22 protein-coding genes are annotated in these 23379 nt (G+C 65.6%); 6 read left to right on the forward strand and 16 right to left on the reverse strand.

What is annotated here, in order from left to right:
• The first annotated feature begins 61 nt into the window (after positions 1-61).
• Positions 62-1219 carry a dienelactone hydrolase family protein gene (locus ACY34H_RS07915; protein WP_464976938.1) on the forward strand — a complete coding sequence of 386 codons (1158 nt, stop codon included), beginning with the start codon at positions 62-64 and terminating at the stop codon, positions 1217-1219.
• A 5-nt stretch (positions 1220-1224) separates the two neighbouring features.
• On the opposite strand, the gene ACY34H_RS07920 is transcribed toward ACY34H_RS07915, so the two are convergent.
• From ACY34H_RS07920 to leuS, 11 genes are all read right to left on the reverse strand, one after another.
• Positions 1225-2034, reverse strand: coding sequence for a flagellin N-terminal helical domain-containing protein (locus tag ACY34H_RS07920; protein WP_464976939.1), 810 nt, complete (start codon positions 2032-2034; stop codon positions 1225-1227).
• A 94-nt stretch (positions 2035-2128) separates the two neighbouring features.
• A complete protein-coding gene (locus ACY34H_RS07925; protein ID WP_464976940.1) occupies positions 2129-3676 on the reverse strand; it encodes a tetratricopeptide repeat protein in 1548 nt (515 codons plus the stop codon).
• A 7-nt stretch (positions 3677-3683) separates the two neighbouring features.
• Entirely contained in the window at positions 3684-5903 is a 2220-nt protein-coding gene (locus ACY34H_RS07930; protein ID WP_464976941.1) for a putative bifunctional diguanylate cyclase/phosphodiesterase, read from the reverse strand.
• On the reverse strand, positions 5900-8149 hold the full coding sequence (locus ACY34H_RS07935; protein WP_464976942.1) for an HDOD domain-containing protein: 2250 nt from the start codon (positions 8147-8149) through the stop codon (positions 5900-5902). Before ACY34H_RS07935 ends, ACY34H_RS07930 begins: the two co-directional genes overlap by 4 nt.
• A gap of 198 nt (positions 8150-8347) precedes the next feature.
• A complete protein-coding gene (locus ACY34H_RS07940; protein WP_464976943.1) occupies positions 8348-9634 on the reverse strand; it encodes a multidrug effflux MFS transporter in 1287 nt (428 codons plus the stop codon).
• A gap of 131 nt (positions 9635-9765) precedes the next feature.
• Positions 9766-10992: a THUMP domain-containing class I SAM-dependent RNA methyltransferase gene (locus ACY34H_RS07945; RefSeq protein WP_464976944.1), complete on the reverse strand. Its 1227-nt coding sequence runs from the start codon at positions 10990-10992 to the stop codon at positions 9766-9768.
• A gap of 197 nt (positions 10993-11189) precedes the next feature.
• Positions 11190-11618, reverse strand: coding sequence for a CopD family protein (locus ACY34H_RS07950; RefSeq protein ID WP_464976945.1), 429 nt, complete (start codon positions 11616-11618; stop codon positions 11190-11192).
• 42 nt (positions 11619-11660) lie between these two features.
• Positions 11661-12938 carry a glutamate-5-semialdehyde dehydrogenase gene (locus tag ACY34H_RS07955; RefSeq protein ID WP_464976946.1) on the reverse strand — a complete coding sequence of 426 codons (1278 nt, stop codon included), beginning with the start codon at positions 12936-12938 and terminating at the stop codon, positions 11661-11663.
• A gap of 27 nt (positions 12939-12965) precedes the next feature.
• On the reverse strand, positions 12966-13982 hold the full coding sequence (gene holA, locus ACY34H_RS07960) for a DNA polymerase III subunit delta (RefSeq protein ID WP_464976947.1): 1017 nt from the start codon (positions 13980-13982) through the stop codon (positions 12966-12968).
• Between the two features lies 1 nt (position 13983).
• Positions 13984-14679 carry an LPS-assembly lipoprotein LptE gene (locus tag ACY34H_RS07965; RefSeq protein ID WP_464976948.1) on the reverse strand — a complete coding sequence of 232 codons (696 nt, stop codon included), beginning with the start codon at positions 14677-14679 and terminating at the stop codon, positions 13984-13986.
• Positions 14680-14684: 5 nt separating this feature from the next.
• Positions 14685-17327: a leucine--tRNA ligase gene (gene leuS, locus ACY34H_RS07970; protein WP_464976949.1), complete on the reverse strand. Its 2643-nt coding sequence runs from the start codon at positions 17325-17327 to the stop codon at positions 14685-14687.
• Positions 17328-17418: 91 nt separating this feature from the next.
• On the opposite strand from leuS, the gene ACY34H_RS07975 reads away from it, so the two are divergent.
• From ACY34H_RS07975 to map, 4 genes are all read left to right on the forward strand, one after another.
• Positions 17419-18246: a DUF6597 domain-containing transcriptional factor gene (locus ACY34H_RS07975; protein ID WP_464976950.1), complete on the forward strand. Its 828-nt coding sequence runs from the start codon at positions 17419-17421 to the stop codon at positions 18244-18246.
• A gap of 73 nt (positions 18247-18319) precedes the next feature.
• Positions 18320-18685 (forward strand): VOC family protein, encoded by a 366-nt coding sequence (locus ACY34H_RS07980; RefSeq protein ID WP_464976951.1) that lies wholly within the window; start codon positions 18320-18322, stop codon positions 18683-18685.
• 104 nt (positions 18686-18789) lie between these two features.
• On the forward strand, positions 18790-19023 hold the full coding sequence (locus ACY34H_RS07985; RefSeq protein WP_137314947.1) for a ParD-like family protein: 234 nt from the start codon (positions 18790-18792) through the stop codon (positions 19021-19023).
• Positions 19016-19807, forward strand: a complete 792-nt coding sequence (gene map / locus ACY34H_RS07990; RefSeq protein ID WP_464976952.1) for a type I methionyl aminopeptidase — start codon at positions 19016-19018, stop codon at positions 19805-19807. The genes ACY34H_RS07985 and map overlap by 8 nt, the downstream gene beginning before the upstream one ends.
• Positions 19808-19870: 63 nt before the next feature.
• Here map and ACY34H_RS07995 read toward each other — a convergent pair whose 3' ends face one another.
• The 5 genes from ACY34H_RS07995 to ACY34H_RS08015 are packed head-to-tail and all read right to left on the reverse strand — an operon-like array spanning position 19871 to position 22779.
• The gene (locus tag ACY34H_RS07995; protein ID WP_464976953.1) at positions 19871-20197 is read right to left on the reverse strand and encodes a barstar family protein; all 327 of its coding nucleotides are present in this window, start codon (positions 20195-20197) and stop codon (positions 19871-19873) included.
• Positions 20197-20631, reverse strand: a complete 435-nt coding sequence (locus ACY34H_RS08000; protein ID WP_464976954.1) for an ExbD/TolR family protein — start codon at positions 20629-20631, stop codon at positions 20197-20199. Before ACY34H_RS08000 ends, ACY34H_RS07995 begins: the two co-directional genes overlap by 1 nt.
• Position 20632: 1 nt before the next feature.
• On the reverse strand, positions 20633-21301 hold the full coding sequence (locus ACY34H_RS08005; RefSeq protein ID WP_464976955.1) for a MotA/TolQ/ExbB proton channel family protein: 669 nt from the start codon (positions 21299-21301) through the stop codon (positions 20633-20635).
• Between the two features lie 15 nt (positions 21302-21316).
• Positions 21317-22126, reverse strand: a complete 810-nt coding sequence (dapB, locus tag ACY34H_RS08010; protein ID WP_464976956.1) for a 4-hydroxy-tetrahydrodipicolinate reductase — start codon at positions 22124-22126, stop codon at positions 21317-21319.
• Between the two features lie 50 nt (positions 22127-22176).
• Positions 22177-22779 carry an outer membrane protein assembly factor BamE gene (locus ACY34H_RS08015; protein ID WP_464976957.1) on the reverse strand — a complete coding sequence of 201 codons (603 nt, stop codon included), beginning with the start codon at positions 22777-22779 and terminating at the stop codon, positions 22177-22179.
• A 153-nt stretch (positions 22780-22932) separates the two neighbouring features.
• Here ACY34H_RS08015 and fur point away from each other — a divergent pair, with 153 nt between their 5' ends.
• The gene (gene fur, locus ACY34H_RS08020; RefSeq protein ID WP_464976958.1) at positions 22933-23361 is read left to right on the forward strand and encodes a ferric iron uptake transcriptional regulator; all 429 of its coding nucleotides are present in this window, start codon (positions 22933-22935) and stop codon (positions 23359-23361) included.
• The last annotated feature ends 18 nt before the right edge of the window (positions 23362-23379 follow it).

A 23379-nucleotide genomic window follows, 5' to 3' on the forward strand; every position in this document is an offset into this window, starting at 1 on the left:
CAAAGGAATCCAGCATGGCAAAATGCACCCAGGCCGATGCCAACTACACCATGGAGACCGAATGACAAAGCACCGCCGCACCGCCCTGTTGTCCGCACTGTTGTCCATTCAGCTGGCGGCCACCGCCCAGGACTACGAAGCACCCGGCATCGAACACAATATGCCCGTCTTCGCCCCAGCCCTGAAGGCAAAAATGACCTACCCGATGGCCTGGTCGCCGGACGTGAAGGACCTGAAAGCCTGGCGCGAGAAAGGCCGTGCCAAGGTGTGGGAAGCCACGCTGCAGCAACCAGACAAGACACCGTTCAAGCCTCAAGTGATCGCCGAGGAGGACCGCGGCAGCTACGTGGCACGCCAGGTGGTGTTCAACCTCACCGGCATGAGCCGCGTGCGGGCGCTGCTGCTGGTGCCGAAGGCCGCCGGCAGGCATCCGGCGATGCTGATGCTGCACGATCATGGCGGCAAGTTCGACATCGGCAAGGAAAAGATGATCGAGCCTTTCGGCACGGTCAACGCGGCGGACGCGGCGAAGCATGCTTCCGCCAAGGCATGGGCCGACAAGCATTTCTCCGGCCGCTGGCCCGGCGATGCGCTGGCCGCGCGCGGCTACGTGGTGCTGTGCGCGGACGCGGTGGGCTGGGGCGACCGTGGCCCGCTGACGGGCGAGCAGCAGCAGGCGCTGGCATCGAACTTCTTCAACCTGGGCAGCTCGATGTCCGGCAACATGGCGCTCGAGGATGTGCGCGCGGCCGAGTTCCTCGCCTCGCTGCCGGAAGTCGACACGAAGCGCGTGGCGGCGCTGGGCTTCTCGATGGGCGCCTTCCGCGCCTGGCAGGTGGGCGCGCTGTCGGACGCGGTCACGGCCGTCATCGCATCGAACTGGATGGCGACGACGGAAGGCCTGATGGTCCCCGGCAGCAACCAGCTGCGCGGCTCGTCCGCCTTCCAGATGATGCATCCCGGCCTGCTGCGCTACCTCGATCATCCGGACGTGGCCAGCCTGGCAGCGCCGAAGCCCACGCTATTTTTCGCCGGCGAGACGGACAAGCTGTTCCCCGTGGCCGCGGTACGCGCGGCGTACGCGAAGATGGGCAAGGTATGGCAGGCCTACGGCGCGGCGGACAGGTTCGAGGCGATCGTGCGGCCGGGCGGCCATGAATTCCCGAAGGAGGCACAGGACTACGCGTACGACTGGCTGGACCGCCACTTCAAGCGCTGAGCGGCTCAGCGCAGCAGCTGCAGGATCATCCTCGGCATCGAGTTCGCCTGCGCCAGCATCGCAAAGCCGGCCTGCTGCAGGATCTGCGCGCGCGTCAGCTTCGAGGCTTCGGCGGCATAGTCGGTATCCATGATGCGAGAACGCGCCGCGGCCAGGTTTTCGGACGCCATCATCGCGTTGCTGTAGGCGTACGTAAAACGGTTCTGCATCGCACCTAGGCTGGCACGCTGCTGGTTGATGGCCTCGAGCTTCCTGTCGAGGTACTGCAGTGCCGAGGTGGCGCCGGCATGGCTGCTCATGTCGATGTCGGCATCCTCGCGGGTGACGGCGGCGCCGATCGTGAAATCGATGGTGTCGCCGGCACGGTCGCTGGCCTGGATCGCGCCGGAGTACGAGCCATCGAGCAGCGCGATGCCGTTGAAGCGCGTCTCGGCAACGATGCGGCGGTTCTCCAGGATCAGCTGGTTGGCTTCGATCTGGATCGCCAGGCGGTCGCTGGCATTGTTGGTGTCGTTGGCGGCCTGCACGGCCAGTTCGCGGATGCGCTGGTAGTTGTTGCCCAGCTCGCCAATGGCGCCCTCGGCCGTCTGCGCCACCGAGATGCCGTCATTCAGGTTGCGGCCGGCCTGGCTGAGGCCGCGCAGCTGCGCCGACATGCGCTGCGCGATGGCCAGCCCTGCCGGGTCGTCCCTTGCCGAATTGATGCGCAGCCCGCTGGACAGGCGCTGTATCGCCGTCGTTGCCTCGGCAGTCGAGCGCGCCAGCGCCCGCTGCACGAACAGCGAATCCACGTTGGTGTTCAAAATCATTGCCATGCCGGCACCAATTGTCTTTCGGGAACTGAAATTTCCCCTACTCATCAATTACGGCATAGAAACGTCAAACTTCATCGCTAATTGTCACACGGCATCAATTAATTACCGAGGTCTCAGTGGAGACGGATGTAGCCAGCCGCGCTCCGGCTTCGCGCACGTAGCGGGCGGCACCGGGTTCGCCATTGCGTTCGGCCAGCTGGAGCCATTGCAGGGCCTGGGCCATGTCGGCCGGCGTGCCCTGGCCGGCAAAGTACATCAGGCCCACGTTCATCTGGGCGCGGGCATGGCCCTGCAGCGCAGCCTTGCGGTACCAGTCGAAAGCAAGGGCAAAGTCACGCGGCATGCCCAGCCCGTTGTCGTAGCGGAGCGCGAGCGCGAACTGGGCCAGCGTGTGGCCCTGCGCGGCAGCCTTGGCGTACCAGGCGGTTGCCTGCATCACATCCGGCGCGGGACTGTCGTCGCGGTCGTGCAGCGCGCCGAGGTTGTACTGGGCGGCGGCGTAGTCCTGCTCGGCCGCGCGGCCATACCAGTGCATCGCTTCCGGCAGGTCACGCGCAATGCCCTGCCCTGTTTCGTAGCGCAGGCCCAGGTCGAACTGGGCACGCACGTGCCCCTGGCCGGCCGCCTTGCGGTACCAGGCGATCGCCGCGTCGATATCGCGCGACACGCCGCTGCCCTCGCCGGCGCCGGTCTCGTGCAGCTGGCCCAGGTGGTACTGCGCGGCCGGGAAGCCCTGTTCGGCCGCCTTGCGGTACCAGTGCGCGGCTTCGGCCAGGTCGCGCGGCACGCCCTGCCCCAGTTCGTAGCGCTGGCCCAGGTTGTCCTGCGCGGCGGCGTGTCCCAGCGCGGCGGCGCGCCGGTACCAGTCGAGCGCCTGCCGCTCGTCGCGCGGAACGCCCAGGCCGTTGTCATGGATCAGGGCCAGGTTGAACTGGGAACTGACATGGTTCTGCTCCGCCGCCGCGCGGTACCAGTGCACGGCTTCGGCCATGTTCCTGCCCGCGCCGTCGCTGTCGCCCGCTTCATGGTGCAGCGCCAGATTGAACTGCGCCGACGCGTGGCCCTGCGCGGCCGCCTTGCGGTACCAGCCGATGGCCGCGGCCACATCGCGCGCCACGCCCTGCCCGCTCTCGTAGCGCTGGCCCAGGTTGAACTGGGCGCGCGCATAGCCCTGCTCGGCCGCCTTGCGGTACCAGGCAATCGCCTGCGCGTAGTCCTGCGGCACGCCCTTGCCGGTGTCGTACATCATGCCGAGGTTGTTCTGGGCACCGGGATCGCCCTGCTCGGCGGCCTTGCCGAACCAGTGGCGCGCCTGCTCGGTATCCTGAGCGATGCCGTGGCCCTTGGCATACATCCAGCCCAGGTTGTACTGCGCGGCGGGATAGCCCTGTTCCGCGGCGAGGCGGTACCAGCGCGCCGCTTCCGCGAGGTCGATGTCGACGCCCTGGCCTTTCTGGTACATCACGCCGAGGTTGTACTGGGCCTGCTCGAGCCCCGCGTTGGCGGCCTGCCGGTACCATGCCAGCGCCATCTCATGGCTTTGCGGAACGCCGTCGCCGTTGAAGTACCGGAAACCCAGCGCATGCTGGGCATGCGCAACGCCTTCTTCCGCCAGCGCCCGGATGTGCGCGAGATCGCCCATCCGCGGGTCAGGCCTGCAGGGCCAGCGGCAGCGGGCCCTGTTCCGGCAACGGCTGCCGCCCCTCCAGCACGCCGATGAACGTCGCCAGCGATACCGGCCGGTAGTACAGGTAGCCCTGCATCGTGGTGCAGCCGTTGGCCTGCAGGTAGCGTGCCTGCGCGTCCGTTTCCACGCCTTCGGCCACCAGGTGCAGCCCGAGGCCGCGCGCGATCGAGATGATCGCCAGGATCACCGGGTAATGCCCGCCCTCGTCGTGGATCTCCTTGACGAAGCTCTGGTCGATCTTGATCGTGTGGATCGGGAACCGGTGCAGGTACGCCAGCGACGAATAGCCGGTGCCGAAATCGTCGATCGCCACCGACACGCCCAGCTGGCACAGCTTGTTGAGCTGTTCGATCGCGTACTGCGGATTGCGGATACAGATGTTCTCGGTGATCTCCACCTCGATCTGCGCCGGCGATATGCTGTCGCGCGCCAGCGCGCCGCGCATCTTCTCGAAGAAGTCGCCCCGGTCCAGGTATTGCGGCGACAGGTTCAGCGACAGCCGCAGATGGTCGCCGCCGGCAGCGTTCCACGCCAGCAGGTCGCGGCACAGTGCGCCCAGCATCCAGTCCGACAGCGGCAGCATCAGCCCGTTTTCTTCCGCGAACGGCAGGAATTCGCCGGCCGCCAGCAGGCCACGCTCCGGGTGGTTCCACCGCATCAGCCCTTCGGCGCCGACGATGCGGCCGGTGATCACGTCCACCTGCGGCTGGTAATACATTTCCAGCTCGCCGTTCTCCAGCGCGCGGCGCAGCGCCTGTTCCAGCGCGATCTTCTGGTGCGACATGTCCAGCATCGACGGGTGGTAGAAGCTGTGGCCGTTCTTGCCCAGCGCCTTGACCTGGTACATGGCGATGTCGGCGTGCCGCAGCAGTTCGTCGATCGTTTCGCCGTCGTTCGGATAGACCGCGATGCCGATCGATGCCGAGATGTGCACCACGTGGCCGTCGAGGTCGAACGGCTTTTGCAGCGCTTCGAGGAATTTCTCGGCGACCGCCTTGGCGTCGTCGCGCTCGCGCAACTCGGGCAGCACGATGGTGAATTCGTCGCCCCCCTGGCGCGCCAGCGTATCGCCGCGGCGCAGGCAGCTTTTCAGCCGCGCGGCGGCCTGCTGCAGCAGTTCGTCGCCTTTCACGTGCCCCAGCGTGTCGTTGACCAGCTTGAAGCGGTCCAGGTCGATGAACATCACGGCCAGTTCCGTCAGCTTGCGCTTGGCCTGGATCACGGCCAGGCCCAGGCGGTCCTTGAACAGCATCCGGTTCGGCAGGTCGGTCAGGATGTCGTGGTAGGCCTGGTACGAGATCATTTCCTCGGCGCGCTTGCGGTCCGTGATGTCGCGCGCCACGCCGTAGGTGCCGAAGAACTCGCGCTGCCGTCCGCCGCGGAAGACGTCGTCCGGCACGTGCATGCCGATCGCGTTCAGCGAGATCGTCATCAGCGTATTGTTGAAGGTGCGCTCGCCATTGGCGGCGCCATGCGCCGTATTGCACTTGAGCCGCAATTCCACGTTGCGCGACGCGCGCTCGTCCACACGGCGCTCGTTGAACACGTAGCGCGCGCGGTCCAGGTCTTCATCGTGCACCACGAACGAGTAATGGCGGCCTATCAGTTCTTCGCGCGTAAAACCCAGCAGCTGGTAGGCGCGGTCGTTGACGAAAGTGAAGCGGCCTTCGTGATCGAGCGTATAGATGATGTCCGGCGAGCTGTCCACCAGGTAGCGGTACATCTTTTCGGACGTTTCCAGCCGCTGCGCGATGCGCAGGTTGTCGCCGGCCAGGCGGCGCTTCTGCAGCGCGTTCTCCACCGTCTTCAGCAACTCCTCGCGGCTGTACGGCTTGCGCAGGTAGTCGTAGGCGCCGCGCTTGAGCGCGCCGATCGCGGCGTCGATGCCCACCTCGCCGCTCATCACGATCACGTCGCAGTCGTAGCCGCGCTTGTTGATCACGTCCATGATCTGGTGCCCGCCGATGTCGGGCAGGCGCAGGTCGAGCAGTACCAGGTCGAAGCGCATGGCATCCAGGTGCACCAGCGCCTCGCTGCCGCTGGCGGCGGTGACCAGGCGATAGTCGCGTTCGCGCAGCAGCTCGTACAGGGAGGACAGCAGGCGCGGCTCGTCGTCGACGAGCAGCAGGCGGGGCAGGCAATCGGCGACGCCGCCCTGGCCCAGGTCGTCGTTCACGTTCATTCTTGCATCGGGTCCATGGGGCGCGCGGGCAGTGCCGCGGGCCGGGTATTGCCGCCGCGCGCCGGCAGCAGGATTTCAAAGCTGGTGCCGGCCGCGCCGCTGCGGCAGGCGATCAGCCCGTTCAGTTTCTGCACCAGGCCGTGCACGATCGACAGTCCCAGGCCATGATGCCGGCCCGCCTTGGCGCTCTTCACTTCCGAGAACAGGTTGGCCAGGACCTCCGGCGGCAGGCCCGGCCCGGTGTCGGCCACGGCCAGCTCCACGTACAGGCGGCGCTCGCGCACCACGTGCCCGCGGTTGGCGATCTCGATCCGCCCGCCGTCCGGCATGGCCTCGACCGCGTTCTTCACGAGGTTGATGAGGATCTGCTTCAGCACGTCCGCGTCGCCTTCGATCTCGTTCGGATCATCCTGCATGCGCGCCAGTACCTGCACGGAAGCCGGGATGAAGCCGGTGGCGCGGAACACGCGGAGCACGTCGTCGACCACGCGCGCAACATCGACTGGACCAGCGGCGACGGGACCAGCGGCGGCGGGACCAGCGGCGAGGGCGCCGGCAGCGGCCGGACCGGCGGCGAGACCGGCGGTAACGGCAGCCACGCCGCCCGCCGCGGACGGCGCCATTTCGGTGAGGCCGCCGACCAGCTGGCCGACACGGTCGATCTCTTCGTTCAGCACCGACAACTCGGCCACCACCGGTTCGCGGCGGGCCAGTTTGTCGTCGAGCACGGACAGGTAATTCTTGATGATCGACAGCGGGTTGTTCACCTCGTGCACCACGCGGCGCGACGCTTCGCGGTATTCCTGGGTCACGTGGGCAATCTGGCGCCGTGCCTCGCCCTGTTCCGCGCCTGCCGCCTCGAGCGCGGCGGCGGCCTGGCCACCGAAGGACAGCAGGAAGCGCTCGCGCTTCTGCAGCGCCGGCAACTGCCAGGCCGACACCCCGCCGAGCAGAACGCCGGCGCAGCGGTTGCCGAGCGCCAGCGGCACGCACACCATCGCCTCGGTGCCGAAAATGCGCAGCAACTGTTCCTCGGCGATGCCCAGCGGCTGGACGCCGTGCGCCAGCAGCGCGACCTGCCCTGCCGCGGCGGCACCGGCGATCGGGCCGCCCCGGTCCAGTGGAATCGAGAAGCCGGCAAGGCGTCCCTGCTGCTCGCCGGCGGCCACGCCGACCAGCGCCTGCCCGGCCGAATCCCGCAGCAGCACGATGGTGGTGCCCAGGTCGAACAGGATGCGCGCCGAGCGCGTGACCGCTTCCAGCAAGGCCGCTTCGCCCTGCTGGCGCGAGAATGTCTGGCCCATCTCGGCAACCAGCATCCGGTTGCGCATCTCTTCCTGCAGGCGCGCCTGTACCGGGTCCACCGGCGGCTGCGGAAGTACCGCCGGCAGCGCGGGAATGTCGTCCGCTCCCGCCAGGTCGATGCCCAGGTAATCGGCCGCCTTCTGCACCTGGCGCGCCGCGCCCTTCAGGATGGCATCGAGGTCGCGCGTGTCGATGCCGCAGTAGCCGGCCATGGCGGCGGTCGCGCCGGCCGCTTCCGGGTGGTGCACCAGCAGGTGCGCCAGCCGCACGATGCGGATCAGCGCGTGCGCCGGCGCCAGCCGCTCGACCGGCTCGTGGTGATACAGCACGCTGTCGGCCAGGAACGAATCGAGGTTCCAGCGCTCGATCAGCCATGCGCCCGCCTCGGTGTGCGTGATCTGCAGCGTGCGCTGTTCGACGGCGCACAGGTCGGCGTCGTCGCGCGCCATGAAGTTGACACTGTATTCGCGCGGCGCGGCGGCCAGCAGCGCCAGCCGGCCGACGTTGTGCAGCAGGCCCGCCAGGTAGGCTTCTTCCACGTGCGGATAGGCGGTGGCGCGGGCGATGTCCCGTGCCACCACGGCGGCGCCCAGCGCATGCTTCCAGAACCCGCGCAGGTCGGCGCTGCCGGAGTGCGGAAAGCTGTTGAAGGTCTGGAACACGGATTCGCTGATCACCAGCGTCTTGATCATGTCCGTACCGAGCGATACGAGGGACTGCTCCAGCCCCGGAGCGCGGCTGGCGCGATGGTAGGCGGAGCTGTTCGCCACGGCAAGGATCTTGCCCGTCATCCCCGCATCCTTGGCGATCAGCGCAGCCAGTTCGGGAATGCCGGCGTCGTCCGCCTGCAACATCTCGATCAGCTTGATCAGGATCTGCGGCATGGCCGGCAGCCGCGCGAGCATCAGGCGGTTGCGAATATCGTGGTCTGGTGGATGCATCGTGGCACTACCGCAGTGAGCGTTTTCCCCGGAAAAAGGCGGTCCTGCCTCAACCGGCATGCCACCTTCATAACTTTCTTATAGTTTTATGATCGTCAAGCAAGTTGCCAAATATTTACTACATGCAACATCGGTTTATCGTAGCATAGTTTGCTACTCACTTGCATGAAAACAACTAGAAACGACCGTTCGTTTCGCCTACTGTTGCTCTACGGTAGCAGATGGCAAGGCCCGGCGCATCGCGCGGGCAACCAGCCACAGGCCCAGCGCCGACGACGTGAAGGCCAGCTGGCCAATGGCCAGCCACAGCACCGAGCCAGCCAGTGCCGGTGCCACGACGCCGGCCACGATCGCGCCGGCCAGCGTGGTTTCAAACGACTGGCAGGATGCCACGGTGCCGCGGATGTGCGGGAACAGGTCGAGCGCCATCAGCGTGGCGGCCGGCCCCACCACCGACATGCCGAACGTGTAGAAGAACAGCGGCAGCACGCTCCACGGCACCGACGGCGGCATGAACAGGTGATAAAGGACGTTCGCGCCGGCCGCGGCGAGCAGGAATGAAAAGCCGATGGCGATCTGCCGTTCGAACGTGATCTTGCCGGCCAGCCGGTTGGCAAACAGCGCACCGGTAAAAATGCCGGAGACCGAGGGAATGAACAGCCACCCGAACTGGTCCGGCCCCAGGTGCAGCTGCTTCGGCAGGAATTCCGGCGCGGCCGTGATGAAGACGAACAGGCCGGCGAAATTCAGCGCCACGATCAGCGATTTCAGGTGGAACAGCGGCGAGCCGAGGATCTGCCGGTAGCTGCCCCACAGGAAACGCGGGTTGAACGGCTGGCGCTTGTGCAGCGGCAGCGTTTCCGGCAGCCGCCGCCAGCAGACGATGAACAGTCCGACCGAGAACACGAACAGCACGAGGAAGATCGCGCGCCAGTCGAAGTACTTGACGATGTAGCCGCCCATGATCGGCGCCAGCGCGGGCGCGATGGCGAAGATCATCGTGACGAGCGACAGCAGCCGGGCCGCCTCGGCATCGTGGTACAGGTCGCGGATGATGGCCCGTCCGACGACAACGCCGGCGCCGGCCGAGATACCCTGCAGGATGCGGAAGAACCACAGGTACTGCACGCTGTGGACGGCGGCGCAGCCGACCGTGCCGATCGCGAACAGGATCAGCGATACGAGGATCACGTTGCGGCGGCCGAAGGCATCGGACAGCGCGCCGTGCCACAGCACCATGCCGGCGAACGCCAGCATGTAGGCCGTCAGGCTCTGCTGCACCTCGATCGGCGTGGCGCCCAGCGACTGGCCGATCTCGGGGAATGCGGGCAGGTAGGCATCGATGCAGAACGGCCCCAGCATCGACAGCGCGGCCAGCACGATCGCCAGCCCGGCATGGCTCAGCGGACGGGTGTGCGACTTCTTGCGTGGCGGGACGGGAGGGACCGGGTCGGGCGGGAGATTGACAGGGGTGTCGGGGAGCATGGGGTCAGTGTACTTTTTTGTTTGGTAACGCGTACTTCCCCCGACGCAGCAACGGGGTCAGGCCAGGGCCCGACCCCGGCATGCGCATCCGGGGTTGCATCCAGCAGCACCGGCATGCCAGCCAGTCATGCTTACTCTTCGCTTTTCGGCTTCGCTTCCTCGCGCCGGTTGAAGCCGGCCACCATGTCGAAGCGGAACAGCCGGCATTCCAGCGCGCCGTTGAAGAACGGGGTCTTGCGCGATTCCTTCAGGCGCAGCAGCTTCGGCAGGTTCAGGTCGGCCGTGAACAGGTAGGCCGTCCAGCCGGCGAAGCGCTGTTTCAGCGTCTTCGACAGGTCGGCATAGAACGACTTCGCCAGTTCGTCTTCTTCCAGGGTGCTGTCGCCGCGCACGCCGATCCGCTCGCCATAGGGAGGATTCGTCAGCAGGATGCCGGCACCGTATTGCTCGACCGATACCGGCGGCTGCACCTGCTGCGCCTCGATCTGCTTCAGCGGCACTTCGAACAGGATACCGGCGCTCTTCAGATTGTGGCGCGTCATTGCCACCATGTCGCCGGAAATGTCGGAACCGAAGATCGTCGGTTCGGCCGGCAGCGGGTTCGGCTTGATGGCCGCCTTCATTTCCTGCCACGGGGCGGGATCGAAGTCGTGGAAATTCTCGAACGCAAAGCGGCGCCGCGCGCCGGGCGGCACGCCCTGCACCATCTGCGCCGCTTCGCACAGGATCGTGCCGGAACCGCACATGGGGTCGAACAGCGGCATGCCCGGCTTCCAGCCGGATACGCGCAGCAGGCCGGCGGCCAGGTTCTCGCGCAGCGGCGCGTCGCCCGTCTCGGTACGCCAGCCGCGCTTGAACAGCGCTTCGCCCGAAGTGTCGAGGTAGATGGTGAACTGGCGCTGGTCGAGGAAGCCGGCGATGCGCATGTCCGGCTCGCGGGTGTTGACCGACGGGCGCTTGTTGTACATGTCGCGGAAGCGGTCGCACACGGCGTCCTTGATCTTCAGCGTGATGAACTCGATGCTTTTCAGCGGCGACTTGATCGCCGTGACATCCACGCGGATCGTGTGCTCCACGCCGAACCACTCTTCCCAAGCCTGCGCGAGCACGAGGTCGTAGATGTCGTTTTCGTTCTGGTAATGGCACACGCCCATGCGCATCAGCACGCGCGAAGCGATGCGCGAATGCAGGTTGATGCGGTAGGCGTCATACAGGTCGCCCGAGCAGTGCACGCCGCCAGGCACCTGGTTGTGCACCTTCAGCGTCGGGCTGTTCGTGGTTTGCGCGATCTCGAGGAGTTCCTCGGCCAGCGCCGCTTCCATGCCGCGCGGGCATGGGCAGAAATAAGAAGTGGTCATGGGGTACCCTTTGTCCGTGGTAAAAAAGTTTCTTCAAAAATGGGGACGGACCCTGTTTTTGAGGCAATTGAATAACAATTTCCGCGCCTGAGCCAGAGGCTGCGAAATGGTACTGCTCAGAAAATGGCGGCCGCCGGCAGCGCTGGACCGGCCATTTTCTGTTTCCTCAAAAACAGGGTCCGTCCCTATTTTTTGAATTAGAACGGCTTGACGACTACCAGGATCACGATCGCCACGAGCAGCAGCACGGGCACTTCGTTGAACCAGCGGTAGAACACATGGCCGCGCTTGTTGACGCCGCGCTCGAATTTCTTCAGCAGCGAGCCGCAGGCGTGGTGGTAGCCCAGCACGAGCACCACGAAGGTCAGCTTGGCGTGCAGCCAGCCGGGCAGCTTCATGCCGTCCGGCGACCGGTATTGCATCCAGGTGAGGATCAGGCCGAACACCAGCGCGGCCACCGCCAGCATCGTCATGAACCGGTACAGCTTGCGCGCCATCAGCAGCAGGCGCTCGGTCGTCGGACCCGGCGTTTCCTGCGCCAGGTTGACGAAGATGCGCGGCAGGTAGAACAGGCCGGCGAACCAGGAGGTGATGAAGATGATGTGCAGCGCCTTGATCCAGAGCATGGGGTTCCTTTGAGATGAGGGGACAGGTCCCCTGTCCGAGATTTACTTGCGAGTCTCGCCGTGGCCGAACACCACGTACTTCAGCGACGTCAGCCCTTCCAGCCCGACCGGGCCGCGCGCGTGCAGCTTGTCGTTGGAGATGCCGATCTCGGCGCCCAGCCCGTATTCGAAGCCGTCGGCGAAGCGGGTCGATGCGTTGACCATCACCGATGCGGAATCGACTTCGCGCAGGAAGCGCATCGCGGCGCTGTAGTCCTCGGTGACGATTGCCTCGGTATGCTTGGACGACCAGGTGTTGATGTGATCCATCGCCGCATCGATGCCGTCGACCACGCGCACGGCCAGGATCGGTGCCAGGTATTCGGTGGCCCAGTCCTGCTCCGTCGCCTGTGCCAGGTGCGGATAGGCGGCAGCGCTCAATATCGCGAATGCTTCGCCGTCGGCGCGCAGCTCGACCTTCTCGGCCAGGTACAGCTTCGCCAGCTCCGGCAGCACGGCCGGCGCGACGGTGCGCTCGACCAGCAGCGTTTCCATCGTGTTGCAGGTGCCGTAGCGGTGGCACTTGGCGTTGAAGCCGATGTCCAGCGCCTTTTGCAGGTCGGCTTTGGCGTCGATGTACACGTGGCAGATGCCGTCCAGGTGCTTGATCATCGGCACGGTGGCTTCTTCCATCAGCCGGGCGATCAGGCCCTTGCCGCCGCGTGGCACGATCACGTCCACGTATTGCGGCATCGTGATCAGCGCGCCGACCGCCGCGCGGTCGGTCGTGTCGACCACCTGCACGCCGTCTTCCGGCAAGCCGGCATCGATCAGGCCCTGCTTGACGATCTTCGCCAGCGCGCGGTTGCAGTGGATCGCCTCGGAACCGCCGCGCAGGATCGTCGCGTTGCCGCTCTTGATGCACAGGCCGGCCGCATCCACCGTCACGTTCGGCCGTGCTTCGTAGATGATGCCGATGACGCCCAGCGGCACGCGCATCTGCCCGACCTGGATGCCGGTCGGGCGCGTTTTCATGTTCGAGATCTCGCCCACCGGGTCCGGCAGCGCGACGATCTGGCGCAGCCCTTCGACCATCGTGGCGATCGCCTTGTCCGACAGCGTGAGGCGGTCGACCATCGCCGGCGCCAGTCCGTTGGCGCGGGCCGCGTCCAGGTCCAGCGCATTGGCGGCGCGCAGCGCTTCGGCGTCGCGTTCGATCGCATCGGCGATCAGCGACAGCGCCCTGTTGCGGGTGGCGCTGTCGGCGCGCGCCATCGCGCGCGAGGCGGCGCGGGCCCGCTGGCCCAGCGCTTCCATGTACTCTTTGACGTCGGTGCTCATGTGCTCATCCTCGTGCGAATCCTCGTACTATCCTCGTGCCACCTTCAATGCCAGCTGCAGCATGGCGTCCCACTGGTCGCCGGCATACGCCCTGGAGCGCAAACCCTTGACCATCCTGTCGACCTGGGCGGCCTGCCGCAGCGCGTCTTCCAGCGTTGCCAGCGAAACGCGGCGCAGTGCCGGTTCCATCATCCGCTCGCGCGGCCCCCAGATACGGTATTCCTTCAGCAGTGCCGCCAGCGGCCGGCCCTGGGCCATCCCTGCCTTCAATTTTAGCAGCGTGCGGATTTCTTCCGAGACCGCCCACAGCACCAGCGGCAGCGCCTCGCCCTCGCCTTTCAGGCCTTCCAGCATGCGCACCAGCCGGGCCGGGTCGCCCAGCAGCATCGCTTCGGACAGCTTGAACACGTCGTAGCGCGCCACGTTCAGCACGGCGTCGTGCACCTGCTCGTACGTCAGTTTTCCGGGCTCGTGCAGCAGGCCCAGTTTCTGGATTTCCTGGTGCGCCGCCAGCAGGTTGCCCTCGACGCGGTCGGCAATGAAATCCAGGCTTTGCCGGTCCGCGCCCTGCCCCTGCATGGACAGGCGCAGCGAAATCCAGTTCGGCAACTGGGCACGCTCGATGTTCGGGATCTCGATATAGACCGCCGCCGCTTGCAGTGCCGCCACCCAGGCCGCCTTCGCGGTCTGCCAGTCCAGCTTCGGCAGCGTGATCAGCGTGAGATTGTCCGGCGACAGGCTTTTGACGTACGCCTGCAGCGCGGCGCCGCCATCCTTGCCCGGCTTGCCGGTGGGGATGCGCAGCTCGATCAGCTTCTTGTCGCCGAACAGCGAGAGTTCCTGGTTGGCGGCCAGCAGCTCGCCCCACTTGAAGCTGCGCTCCACCGTCAGCACGTCGCGCTCCGAAAAACCCTGCGCGCGGGCGGTGCGGCGGATCTTGTCCGCCGCTTCCAGCGCCAGCAGGTGCTCGTCGCTGGTGATCACGTACAGCGGCGCCAGGGACTTGGCCAGGTGGCCGTCCAGCGCGTCAGGCCGCAGCTGCATGCTATTCCTGGCGTGTCGGCAGGGCCGGCTCGACGACTGGTTCGGTGGCCCGCTCCGCCGGTGCGGACGACGGCTGCAGCGTCGACGGCGTGGCCGGCGTGGCCACCGAGCCCGGCGACACGACGCCCGGCAGCGTCAGCGGGCTGACGGTGCTGGTCGGCGTGGGGTCCGGATTCGACGGCTTGATGGCCGCCATCCGGCGCATCATCTGCTGCACCAGGTCCTTCTGCATGTCGCGGTACAGCTGCGCCTCTTCCTGCTCTTTCGCCAGCAGCTGCGTTTCGCTGAACGTGATCGGGCGGGTCAGCGTGATCTGCGTGGGGCCCAGCAGTTCGCGGCCGGTCTTGTCCTTCACGCGGAACACGATGTTGTACGCCAGCAGGTATTCGCTGACGCGGCCCGCGCTGTTCAGCGACAGGATCGACTTGCTGCGCGTCTTTTCCGGGTCGGTGATGACCTCGATCGTGGCATCCGCCGACAGCGGATCGTTCGAGACCGTGGTGTTGCCGTTCACACGGATATTGCGCTTCAGGTCGATGGCCAGCGGCGACGACTCCGGCAGGCCGACATACATCGACGCGAACGGCAGCGTGTAGTTGCCGCCCGAGCCGCGCAGGTGGAAGCCGCAGGCAGTCACGCAACCGGCCAGCGCGGCCGCCAGCACCGTATTGCGGAGGAATCCCTTCAGAGTCGTCATATGCTTTACACCACGATGTTGACCAGCTTGCCCGGCACCACGATGACCTTCTTCGGCGTGCCTTCGATGAATTTCTGCACGCTTTCCTCGGCCAGCGCGGCGGCTTCGATGGCCGCCTTGTCGGCCGCCTTCGGCACCTTCACGGAACCGCGCAGCTTGCCGTTCACCTGGATCATCATCTCGATCTCGGACTGCTCCAGCGCGGCCGGGTCGACCTGCGGCCAGGCGGTATCGAGGATGTCCTTGCTGGCGGCGGCATAGCCCAGCTCCGACCACAGCGCATGCGTGATGTGCGGCGCCACCGGGTTCAGCAGGCGCAGGAAGATCGACAGGCCTTCGGAGATCACGGCCGACGATTCAGCCGAGTCGTCCAGCTTGGCCGATTCCAGCGTGTTCAGCATCTTCATGCAGGCCGACACCACGGTGTTGTACTGGATGCGCTTCAGGTCGTAGTCGGCCTGCTGCAGCACCTTGTGCAGCTCGCGGCGCAGCGTCTTGCCGGCATCGGTGCTGGCCGTGGCGGTGAGCACGGCGCCGGCGGCGGCCACGCGGTCCTTCTGCGCGTAGGCGTAAGCCCAGACCCGGCGCAGGAAGCGGTTGGCGCCTTCCACGCCGCTGCCCGACCATTCCAGCGTCTGCTCCGGTGGCGAGGCGAACATCGTGAACAGGCGTGCCGTATCGGCGCCATACTGCTCGATCTGCGCCTGCGGGTCGATGCCGTTGTTCTTCGACTTCGACATCTTCTCGGTACCGCCGATCTGCACCGGCTGGCCGTCTTCCTTCAGCAGCGCGGACACTGGGCGGCCCTTGTCGTCGGTGGTCAGTTCCACGTCGGCCGGATTGAACCAGATCTTCTTGCCGTTCGCTTCCTCACGGTAGTAGGTCTCGTTCAGCACCATGCCCTGGGTCAGCAGGTTGACGAACGGTTCGTCGAACTTCACCAGGCCGAAGTCGCGCATCACCTTGGTCCAGAAGCGCGCGTACAGCAGGTGCAGCACGGCGTGCTCGATGCCGCCGATGTATTGATCCATCGGCATCCAGTAATCGTTGCGGGAATCGACCATCGACTCGGAACCGGGCGACGTGTATTTCATGTAATACCACGACGAATCGACGAAGGTATCCATCGTGTCCGTCTCGCGGCGCGCCGGCTTGCCGCACTGCGGGCAGTCGCACTTCAGGAAGGCTTCATGCTTGTTCAGCGGGTTGCCCGTGCCGTCCGGCACGCAGTCTTCCGGCAGCACCACCGGCAGGTCTTTTTCCGGCACCGGCACGGCGCCGCAGTCGGCGCAGTTGATCATCGGGATCGGCGTGCCCCAGTAGCGCTGGCGCGAAATGCCCCAGTCGCGCAGGCGGAACGTGACTTTCTTCTCGCCCAGGCCCAGCGCGGCCAGGTCGGCGGCGACGGCTTCGACGGCATCGGCATATTTCAGGCCGTCATACTTGCCGGAGTTGGTGACGATCGAAACGGCCTTGTCGCCGTACCATTCCTGCCATTCGGCGGTCGAGTACGCGTGATTGTCGGCGGTCGTAATGACCTGCTTGATCGGCAGGTTGTACTTGTTGGCAAACGCGAAGTCGCGCTCGTCGTGCGCCGGCACGCCCATCACGGCGCCGTCGCCGTAGGTGATCAGCACGTAGTTGCCGACCCAGACTTCCACCTGTTCATTGGTCAGCGGATGGGTGACGAACAGGCCGGTCGGCATGCCCTTCTTTTCCATCGTGGCCATGTCGGCCTCGATCACGGAGCCCATCTTGCACTCGGCGATGAAGGCTTGCAGTTCCGGGTTGTTCTTCGCTGCATGCGTCGCCAGCGGGTGCTCGGCCGCGACCGCGCAGAACGTCACGCCCATGATCGTGTCCGGCCGCGTGGTGAAGACGTACATCTTGCCGTCGCCGATCAGCTGGCCATCGTCGCCCGCGATCGTGTGCGGGAAGGCAAAGCGCACGCCGGTCGACTTGCCGATCCAGTTCGACTGCATGATGCGCACGCGCTCGGGCCAGCCGGGCAGCTTGTTGTCGACGAAGTCGAGCAGCTCTTCGGCGTAGTCGGTGATGCGCGCGTAGTACATCGGGATCTCGCGCTTTTCGATCAGCGCGCCGGAACGCCAGCCGCGGCCGTCGACCACCTGTTCGTTGGCCAGCACGGTCTGGTCGACCGGGTCCCAGTTCACCGTGCCGGTTTTCTTGTAGATGATGCCCTTCTCGAGCATCTTCAGGAACATCCACTGGTTCCACTTGTAGTACTCGGGCTTGCAGGCCGTCATTTCACGCGACCAGTCGATGGCCAGGCCCATCATTTCCATCTGCGAGCGCATGTGGGCGATGTTCGAATACGTCCATTGCGCCGGCGGCACGTTGTTCGCCATGGCCGCGTTTTCCGCCGGCATGCCGAACGCATCCCAGCCCATCGGCATCAGCACGTTGTAGCCGTTCATCCGCAGGTAGCGGTACATCACATCGTTGATCGTATAGTTGCGCACGTGGCCCATGTGCAGCTTGCCCGACGGGTAAGGCAGCATCGAGCAGGCGTAGTACTTGCCTTTCGGGAAACGCGGGTCGTTTTCCACGGCTTTGTAGGCGTCGATGGCTTTCCAGTGCGCTTGCGCGGCTTTTTCTACGTCGGCGGGACTATATTTGTCTTGCATGATGGATGCAGATTGAGATGATTGGTGAAATGGATATGAACCGGACATTATACAAGCTCAAGATGCCCGGCCTGACGATGTGCAAGCGGATGTGCAAGCCGATGTGCAAGCGGAGGCGCAGGCGGCCGCGCGGCGGCCACGGGAGCGCCGCGCGTTGATCTACCGGGAGTATCCGCCGCATCCGGCCTTGCGGGCGCACGTGGCGTGCCTGTGGACGGCCCGCGTGGCGGCGCCCGTATCGGCCGCGGCCCCGCACGTGCACCGCGTCCTGCCGGACAATTGCGTGGACATCCTGTGGCAGGACGATGGCCGGCAAGCCTATGCGGTCGGCATGATGAGCACCTCGATCCTGGTCCCGGCTGCCCGGCCGGTGCGCACGGTGGCCGTGCGGTTCAGGCCCGGGGCGGCAGGCGCTTTTCTCGGCATCCCGCTGCACCCGCTCACCGATGCCCGGGCCGGCCTGGCCGAACTGTGGGGCCGCTCCCTGGCCGACCGGCTCGACGACGCACTGTGGACCGACGATCTGGCCGACGCGCAGCGGCTGGGGCTCATCGAGAAGGCCTTGCTGGGGCGGCTGGCCGACATGGCCACCGCGACCGGCCACATGCCCGCGGGTCCGCTCGGGATGCGCGCGGTGGCGGCCATCGAAGCCTCGCACGGCGCGGTAACCGTCGAGGCGCTGGCGGATAGCCTGCGCGTCTCGCGCCAGCATCTCGCCCTGCAATTCCGCCAGCAGGTGGGCATCCCGCCAAAACTGTTTGCCCGGATCTGCCGGTTCCGCCGCGCCACCGCACTGCTGCGCGATCCGCGGCACTGCGGCGACCTGGCGGCGCTGGCCGCCGAATGCGGGTATTTCGACCAGTCGCACCTGATCCGGGACTTCCGCGATTTTGCCGATGGCACGCCGGGCAGCTTGTGACCTTCCATTTTTACAATCCACCGCCCGGCGCCGGTGGCATGATGGCGCGATCGACAACCCGAAGGAGAGCATCATGATCAACGGCCTGCGCACCGCCATCTATCCCGTATCCGACCTGGCCGCCGCGAAAGCCTGGTACACCGAGGTGTTCGGCACCGCGCCCTATTTCGACCAGCCGTTCTACGTCGGCTATGCGATCGGTGGCTTCGAACTGGGGCTGACGCCGAAGAGCGAGCCCGGCAAGACTGGCGTAGAGGTCTACTGGGGCGTGGACGATATCGACGCCGAGGTACAGCGCATCATCGCATTGGGCGCGACGACGCATTCGGCCATCCAGGACGTCGGCGACGGCATCAAGGTCGCCGAACTGGCCGATCCGTTCGGCAATGTCCTCGGCCTGATCCACAACCCGCACTTCGACGCACAAGCCGTGCGCTGATACGCCTGTCCCTCGGGCCGATACGTTCGATATACGAAACGTATATCGATTGCTCAAGCTGTGCTAATATACGCTCCATATATAGAACGTATATTAAGGACAACATGGGTATCGTTAAAATCTCCGACCAGATGCATGAAAACCTGCGCATCGCCAGCGGCGCGCTGAGCCGCTCGATCAATGCGCAGGCCGAGCACTGGCTGCGCATCGGCCTGCTGGCCGAAACCAATCCCGACCTGAACTACAGCGAACTGTGCCAGCTGCTGCTGCGCGGCGATACGGGCCAGGGCCCGCTGCGGCTGACGCCCGTGAAAGGGGAGGCGCTGCACGATGCGTAAGAAGAACAGCGACGCCATCCTGATCAAGTCGCCGGAACAGGTCGAACGCTCCCGCATCGCCGGCCAGCTGGCGGCGGACGTGCTGACGATGATCGGCCCGCACGTGAAGCCGGGCGTGAGCACCGAAGACCTGGACAAGCTGTGCAACGACTACATCGTCAACGTGCTGCAGGTGATCCCGGCCAACGTAGGCTATGCCGGCTTCACCAAGACGGTCTGCACCTCCGTCAACGAAGTGGTCTGCCACGGCATTCCGTCGCCGAAGAAGGTGCTGAAGGATGGCGACATCATCAACATCGACGTAGCCGTGATCAAGGATGGCTGGTTCGGCGACACCAGCCGCATGTACTACGTGGGCAATGTCAGCAAGGCGGCCCGCAAGCTGTGCGAAGTGACGTACGACGCCATGTGGGCCGGCATCCGCGCCGTGAAGCCGGGCGCCACGATGGGCGACGTGGGCCATGCGATCCAGTCGCTGGCCGAAAGCGCCGGATTTTCCGTCGTGCGCGACTACTGCGGCCATGGTATCGGCATGGTGTACCACGAAGACCCGCAGGTGCTGCACTATGGGCGCCCTGGCATGGGGCTGAAGCTGGAACCGGGCATGATCTTCACGATCGAGCCGATGATTAACGCCGGCAAGCACCAGACCCGCTCCCTGCCGGACGGCTGGACCGTGGTGACCGCGGACCGCTCGCTGTCGGCGCAGTGGGAGCACATGGTGACCGTGACGGCGACCGGCTTCGACGTGCTGACCCTGGCGCCCGGGGAAAAGGCGCAGTAAGCGTCACGCACCGCCGGTGCAGCACATCTTCCCGCTCAGCGAAAAGCGTGCTGCACCAGGGCTCTACTTCAGCACCAGCTTCAGCGCCGGCTTCTCGCCATAGTCCTCGTAGCGCTCGTTGATGCCGCCGATGCAGAACGCGATCTCTTCCAGCAAGTCCGGCACCGCCGCCTTCATCGCGGCGGCGTTCGCGACGACGATCTCCAGCACTTCGTTCGGCTTGAGCCGGAATTTCGTCATGCCTTCGTCGTCGCGCAGATAGGACAGCGCGTCGATCCATGAATCCATCGTGGCGGCCACGTGGTCGTTGAAACCGAATGCCGCGCGGCTGGCGGCATGAAAATCTTCTTCGGCGCGGATCGCCGCGCCATCCAGGAGTACGCTGGCCATTATCGTTGTTCCTTTGCTTCTTCTTTCGGGTCGGTGACGAAGACCAGCTTCGTCAAGCCTTCCTGCTGCGCCGCCGCCATCAGTTGTGCCACCGCTTCGTAGCGGGTGGCGCGGTCGGCGCGCAATTGCAGTTCGGGTTGCGGCTCGCGCCGCGCCGCCGCGGCCAGGCGCTGCGCCAATTCCTCGGGCCGCACTGCTTCATCGTTCCAGAACACGGTGCCGGCGGCATCGATCGAGATCTTCACGGCGTCGGCCGGCTGCGGCGCGCCGGAGGCCTGCGCCTTCGGCAGGTCGAGCTTCACCGCATGGGTAAACATCGGCGCGGCCAGGATGAAGATCACCAGCAGCACCAGCATCACGTCCACCATCGGCGTGACGTTGATGTCGGCCATCGCTTCCTTTTGCCGGTGATGGTTGAAGGCGCCGAATGCCATCTCAGGTCTTCGTCAGGTAGGCGTGCAGGTCGTGGGCGAACGCGTCGAGCTCGGAGAGCGTCAGGCGGTTGACGCGGTTGAAGCCGTTATAGGCCAGCACGGCGGGGATCGCCACCATGAGGCCCACGCCCGTCATGATCAGTGCTTCGCCGACGGGACCGGCCACCTTGTCGATCTCCACGCTGCCGGACGACGACACGGCCGCCAGCGCATGGTAGATGCCCCACACGGTGCCCAGCAGGCCGACGAACGGCGCGGTGGAGGCGATCGACGCCAGCAGCGTCAGGCCCGACTCCAGCCGCACGGTGGAGCGGTGGATCGCATCGCGCAACAGCCGCGTGACCTGTTCGGAACGGCCGACCGAGGTGCCGAGCGAACCGGCTTTCCCTTGCTCCCTGCCTTGCAGTGCCGGCACCGCGCCCTGCTCGGCCAGCGCCAGGTAGATGCCTTCCGGGTCGCCCGCCGATACCACGGCCACGCCATCGGCCAGCGTGGGCGCATCCCAGAAGCGCTGCACCACGTGCGCGCTGCGGCGCACCCGCCATGCCATCACCCCTTTCGACAGGATGAAGAACCAGCTTGCCAGCGACATTGCCAGCAGCAGCCAGGCGATCGCGTGACTGATCGCATCGCCCCGTTCCCAGTACCCAGCGAACGTGAAGTGCTCCATGTCAGCTGCGCGACATCAGCCGTTGAGGCCCAGCACGTCGTACATGTCGAACATGCCGGTCTGTTTGTCGGCCAGGAAGCGCGAGGCGCGCAGCGAGCCTTGCGCGTAGCCGGCGCGGCTGCTGGACTTGTGGCTGATCTCGATGCGCTCGCCGGTGCCGGCGAACAGCACGGTATGGTCGCCGATGATGTCGCCGCCGCGGATCGTCGCGAAGCCGATCGTCGACGGATCGCGCTCGCCGGTCACGCCTTCGCGGCCGTACACGGCGCATTCCTTCAGGTCGCGGCCCAGCGCATCGGCGATCACTTCGCCCATCTTCAGCGCGGTGCCGGACGGCGCATCGACCTTGTGACGGTGGTGCGCCTCGATGATTTCGATGTCGTAGCCGGTGGACAGGCTTTTCGCGGCCAGTTCCAGCAGCTTCAGCGTGACGTTGACGCCCACGCTCATGTTCGGTGCGAACACGATCGCGGTCTTGTCCGCGGCGGCCTTCAGCGCGGCCTTGCCCGCATCGTCGAAGCCGGTGGTGCCGATGACCAGCTTGATGCCGTGCGCGGCGCAGTATTCGGCGTGCTGCAGCGTGCCTTCGGGGCGGGTGAAGTCGATCAGCACGTCCGCGCCCTGCAGGCCTTCGGCCAGGTCGGCGGTGACGATCGCGCCGGATGCCTTGCCGAGGAACGCCGCGGCATCCTGGCCCAGGCCGTCGCTGCCGGCAATGCCGAGCGCGCCGGACAGGCGCAGGTCGTCGGCGTTCAGCACGGCTTCCACCAGCATGCGGCCCATGCGGCCGCCGGCACCGGCGATGGCGATGTTCAGAGTGGTCATATGTAAATCCTGTTGTTCTTGTGGTTCGTTCGATCCGTGCCCCGGTGGGCTTACTGGCCGGCTGGCGGCGTGCTGACTTCGACCGGGTTGCGGTTGCCGGAATCCTGGCCGCTCGGCAGCGGCGCGCGCTGGGCGGCCGGCTGGTTTTCGCTGTTGCGCTTCTCGTCCTTCTGGAATTGCCGGATCGGGCCGGCGATGCGGGCGATGTATTCGCGTTCCGTCGGCAGTTCGCCGCCTTCGAAGCGTTCCAGCTTGCCTTCCTTGTCGAAATGCAAGACGACGCTGCTCGTCGTCAGTTCGCCGTCGCCGCGGGCAAAGCGGAACGGATAGTCCCAGCGGTTCTCGTGGAAGATATCGTTCAGCAGCGGCGAGCCCATGATGAAGCGCACCTGGTCGCGCGTCATGCCGGGTTTCAGTTGCGCCAACATTTCCTTCGAAACAAAGTTGCCTTGCTGAATATCCGGACGGTATGGCGAGAAGAACCACATGAAGCGCTGGATCTGCGATGCCTTGGTGGTCACCGCGCCCTGCGCCGGATCGACTACGGGATTGGCCTGCTCCGCCACCTGCGCGCCTTCCTTGGGCCCCAGCACGGTCTTGCCGGCACAGCCGCCCAGTGCGAGTGCCACGCAGGCCGCCGCAAACAGGGGCACGCGGGACTTCCGCTGTTTCATTACTGGCAAGACAGCAGGCAGGACAGACGACGGTGACGCTTGGGTGACGCGCATAAGTGACCTCAAATCGATTGAGCGGAAGTGCCGAAACGCTATATCATAAAGCACTCTAGCCTAAACCGACCACCGAACATGAGTAACAGCCCTACCGACCTGAAGGCCAGCGGCCTGAAGGCGACCCTGCCGCGCCTGAAGATTCTCGACATCTTCCAGAACAGTGCCGTGCGCCACCTGACGGCCGAAGATGTCTACAAGATCCTCCTGGCCGACAATATGGACGTCGGTCTCGCCACCGTCTATCGCGTGCTGACGCAGTTCGAACAGGCAGGCCTGTTGAACCGCAATCACTTCGAAAGCGGCAAGGCGATCTTCGAACTGAACGAGGGTTCCCACCACGATCACCTCGTGTGCCTCGATTGCGGCCGCGTCGAGGAATTCGTCGATGAGGAAATCGAAGCGCGCCAGCAGCGCATCGCCGCCGAACGCGGCTTCAAGATCGCCGAGCATGCGCTGGCGATCTACGGCAGTTGCACGAAGGACAAGTGCCCGCACCGGCACTGAACGCCTGAAAGCAAACGG

It is taken from the genome of Pseudoduganella sp. jia 9 (genome assembly GCF_055502615.1).

Coding starts and splice junctions, on each gene's coding strand:
- ACY34H_RS07915 (WP_464976938.1), top strand. CDS start 62: ATGACAAAGCACCGCCGCACCGCCCTGTTGTCCGCACTGTTGTCCATT.
- ACY34H_RS07920 (WP_464976939.1), bottom strand. CDS start 2,034: ATGGCAATGATTTTGAACACCAACGTGGATTCGCTGTTCGTGCAGCGG.
- ACY34H_RS07925 (WP_464976940.1), bottom strand. CDS start 3,676: ATGGGCGATCTCGCGCACATCCGGGCGCTGGCGGAAGAAGGCGTTGCG.
- ACY34H_RS07930 (WP_464976941.1), bottom strand. CDS start 5,903: ATGAACGTGAACGACGACCTGGGCCAGGGCGGCGTCGCCGATTGCCTG.
- ACY34H_RS07935 (WP_464976942.1), bottom strand. CDS start 8,149: ATGCATCCACCAGACCACGATATTCGCAACCGCCTGATGCTCGCGCGG.
- ACY34H_RS07940 (WP_464976943.1), bottom strand. CDS start 9,634: ATGCTCCCCGACACCCCTGTCAATCTCCCGCCCGACCCGGTCCCTCCC.
- ACY34H_RS07945 (WP_464976944.1), bottom strand. CDS start 10,992: ATGACCACTTCTTATTTCTGCCCATGCCCGCGCGGCATGGAAGCGGCG.
- ACY34H_RS07950 (WP_464976945.1), bottom strand. CDS start 11,618: ATGCTCTGGATCAAGGCGCTGCACATCATCTTCATCACCTCCTGGTTC.
- ACY34H_RS07955 (WP_464976946.1), bottom strand. CDS start 12,938: ATGAGCACCGACGTCAAAGAGTACATGGAAGCGCTGGGCCAGCGGGCC.
- holA (WP_464976947.1), bottom strand. CDS start 13,982: ATGCAGCTGCGGCCTGACGCGCTGGACGGCCACCTGGCCAAGTCCCTG.
- ACY34H_RS07965 (WP_464976948.1), bottom strand. CDS start 14,679: ATGACGACTCTGAAGGGATTCCTCCGCAATACGGTGCTGGCGGCCGCG.
- leuS (WP_464976949.1), bottom strand. CDS start 17,327: ATGCAAGACAAATATAGTCCCGCCGACGTAGAAAAAGCCGCGCAAGCG.
- ACY34H_RS07980 (WP_464976951.1), top strand. CDS start 18,320: ATGATCAACGGCCTGCGCACCGCCATCTATCCCGTATCCGACCTGGCC.
- ACY34H_RS07985 (WP_137314947.1), top strand. CDS start 18,790: ATGGGTATCGTTAAAATCTCCGACCAGATGCATGAAAACCTGCGCATC.
- map (WP_464976952.1), top strand. CDS start 19,016: ATGCGTAAGAAGAACAGCGACGCCATCCTGATCAAGTCGCCGGAACAG.
- ACY34H_RS07995 (WP_464976953.1), bottom strand. CDS start 20,197: ATGGCCAGCGTACTCCTGGATGGCGCGGCGATCCGCGCCGAAGAAGAT.
- ACY34H_RS08000 (WP_464976954.1), bottom strand. CDS start 20,631: ATGGCATTCGGCGCCTTCAACCATCACCGGCAAAAGGAAGCGATGGCC.
- ACY34H_RS08005 (WP_464976955.1), bottom strand. CDS start 21,301: ATGGAGCACTTCACGTTCGCTGGGTACTGGGAACGGGGCGATGCGATC.
- dapB (WP_464976956.1), bottom strand. CDS start 22,126: ATGACCACTCTGAACATCGCCATCGCCGGTGCCGGCGGCCGCATGGGC.
- fur (WP_464976958.1), top strand. CDS start 22,933: ATGAGTAACAGCCCTACCGACCTGAAGGCCAGCGGCCTGAAGGCGACC.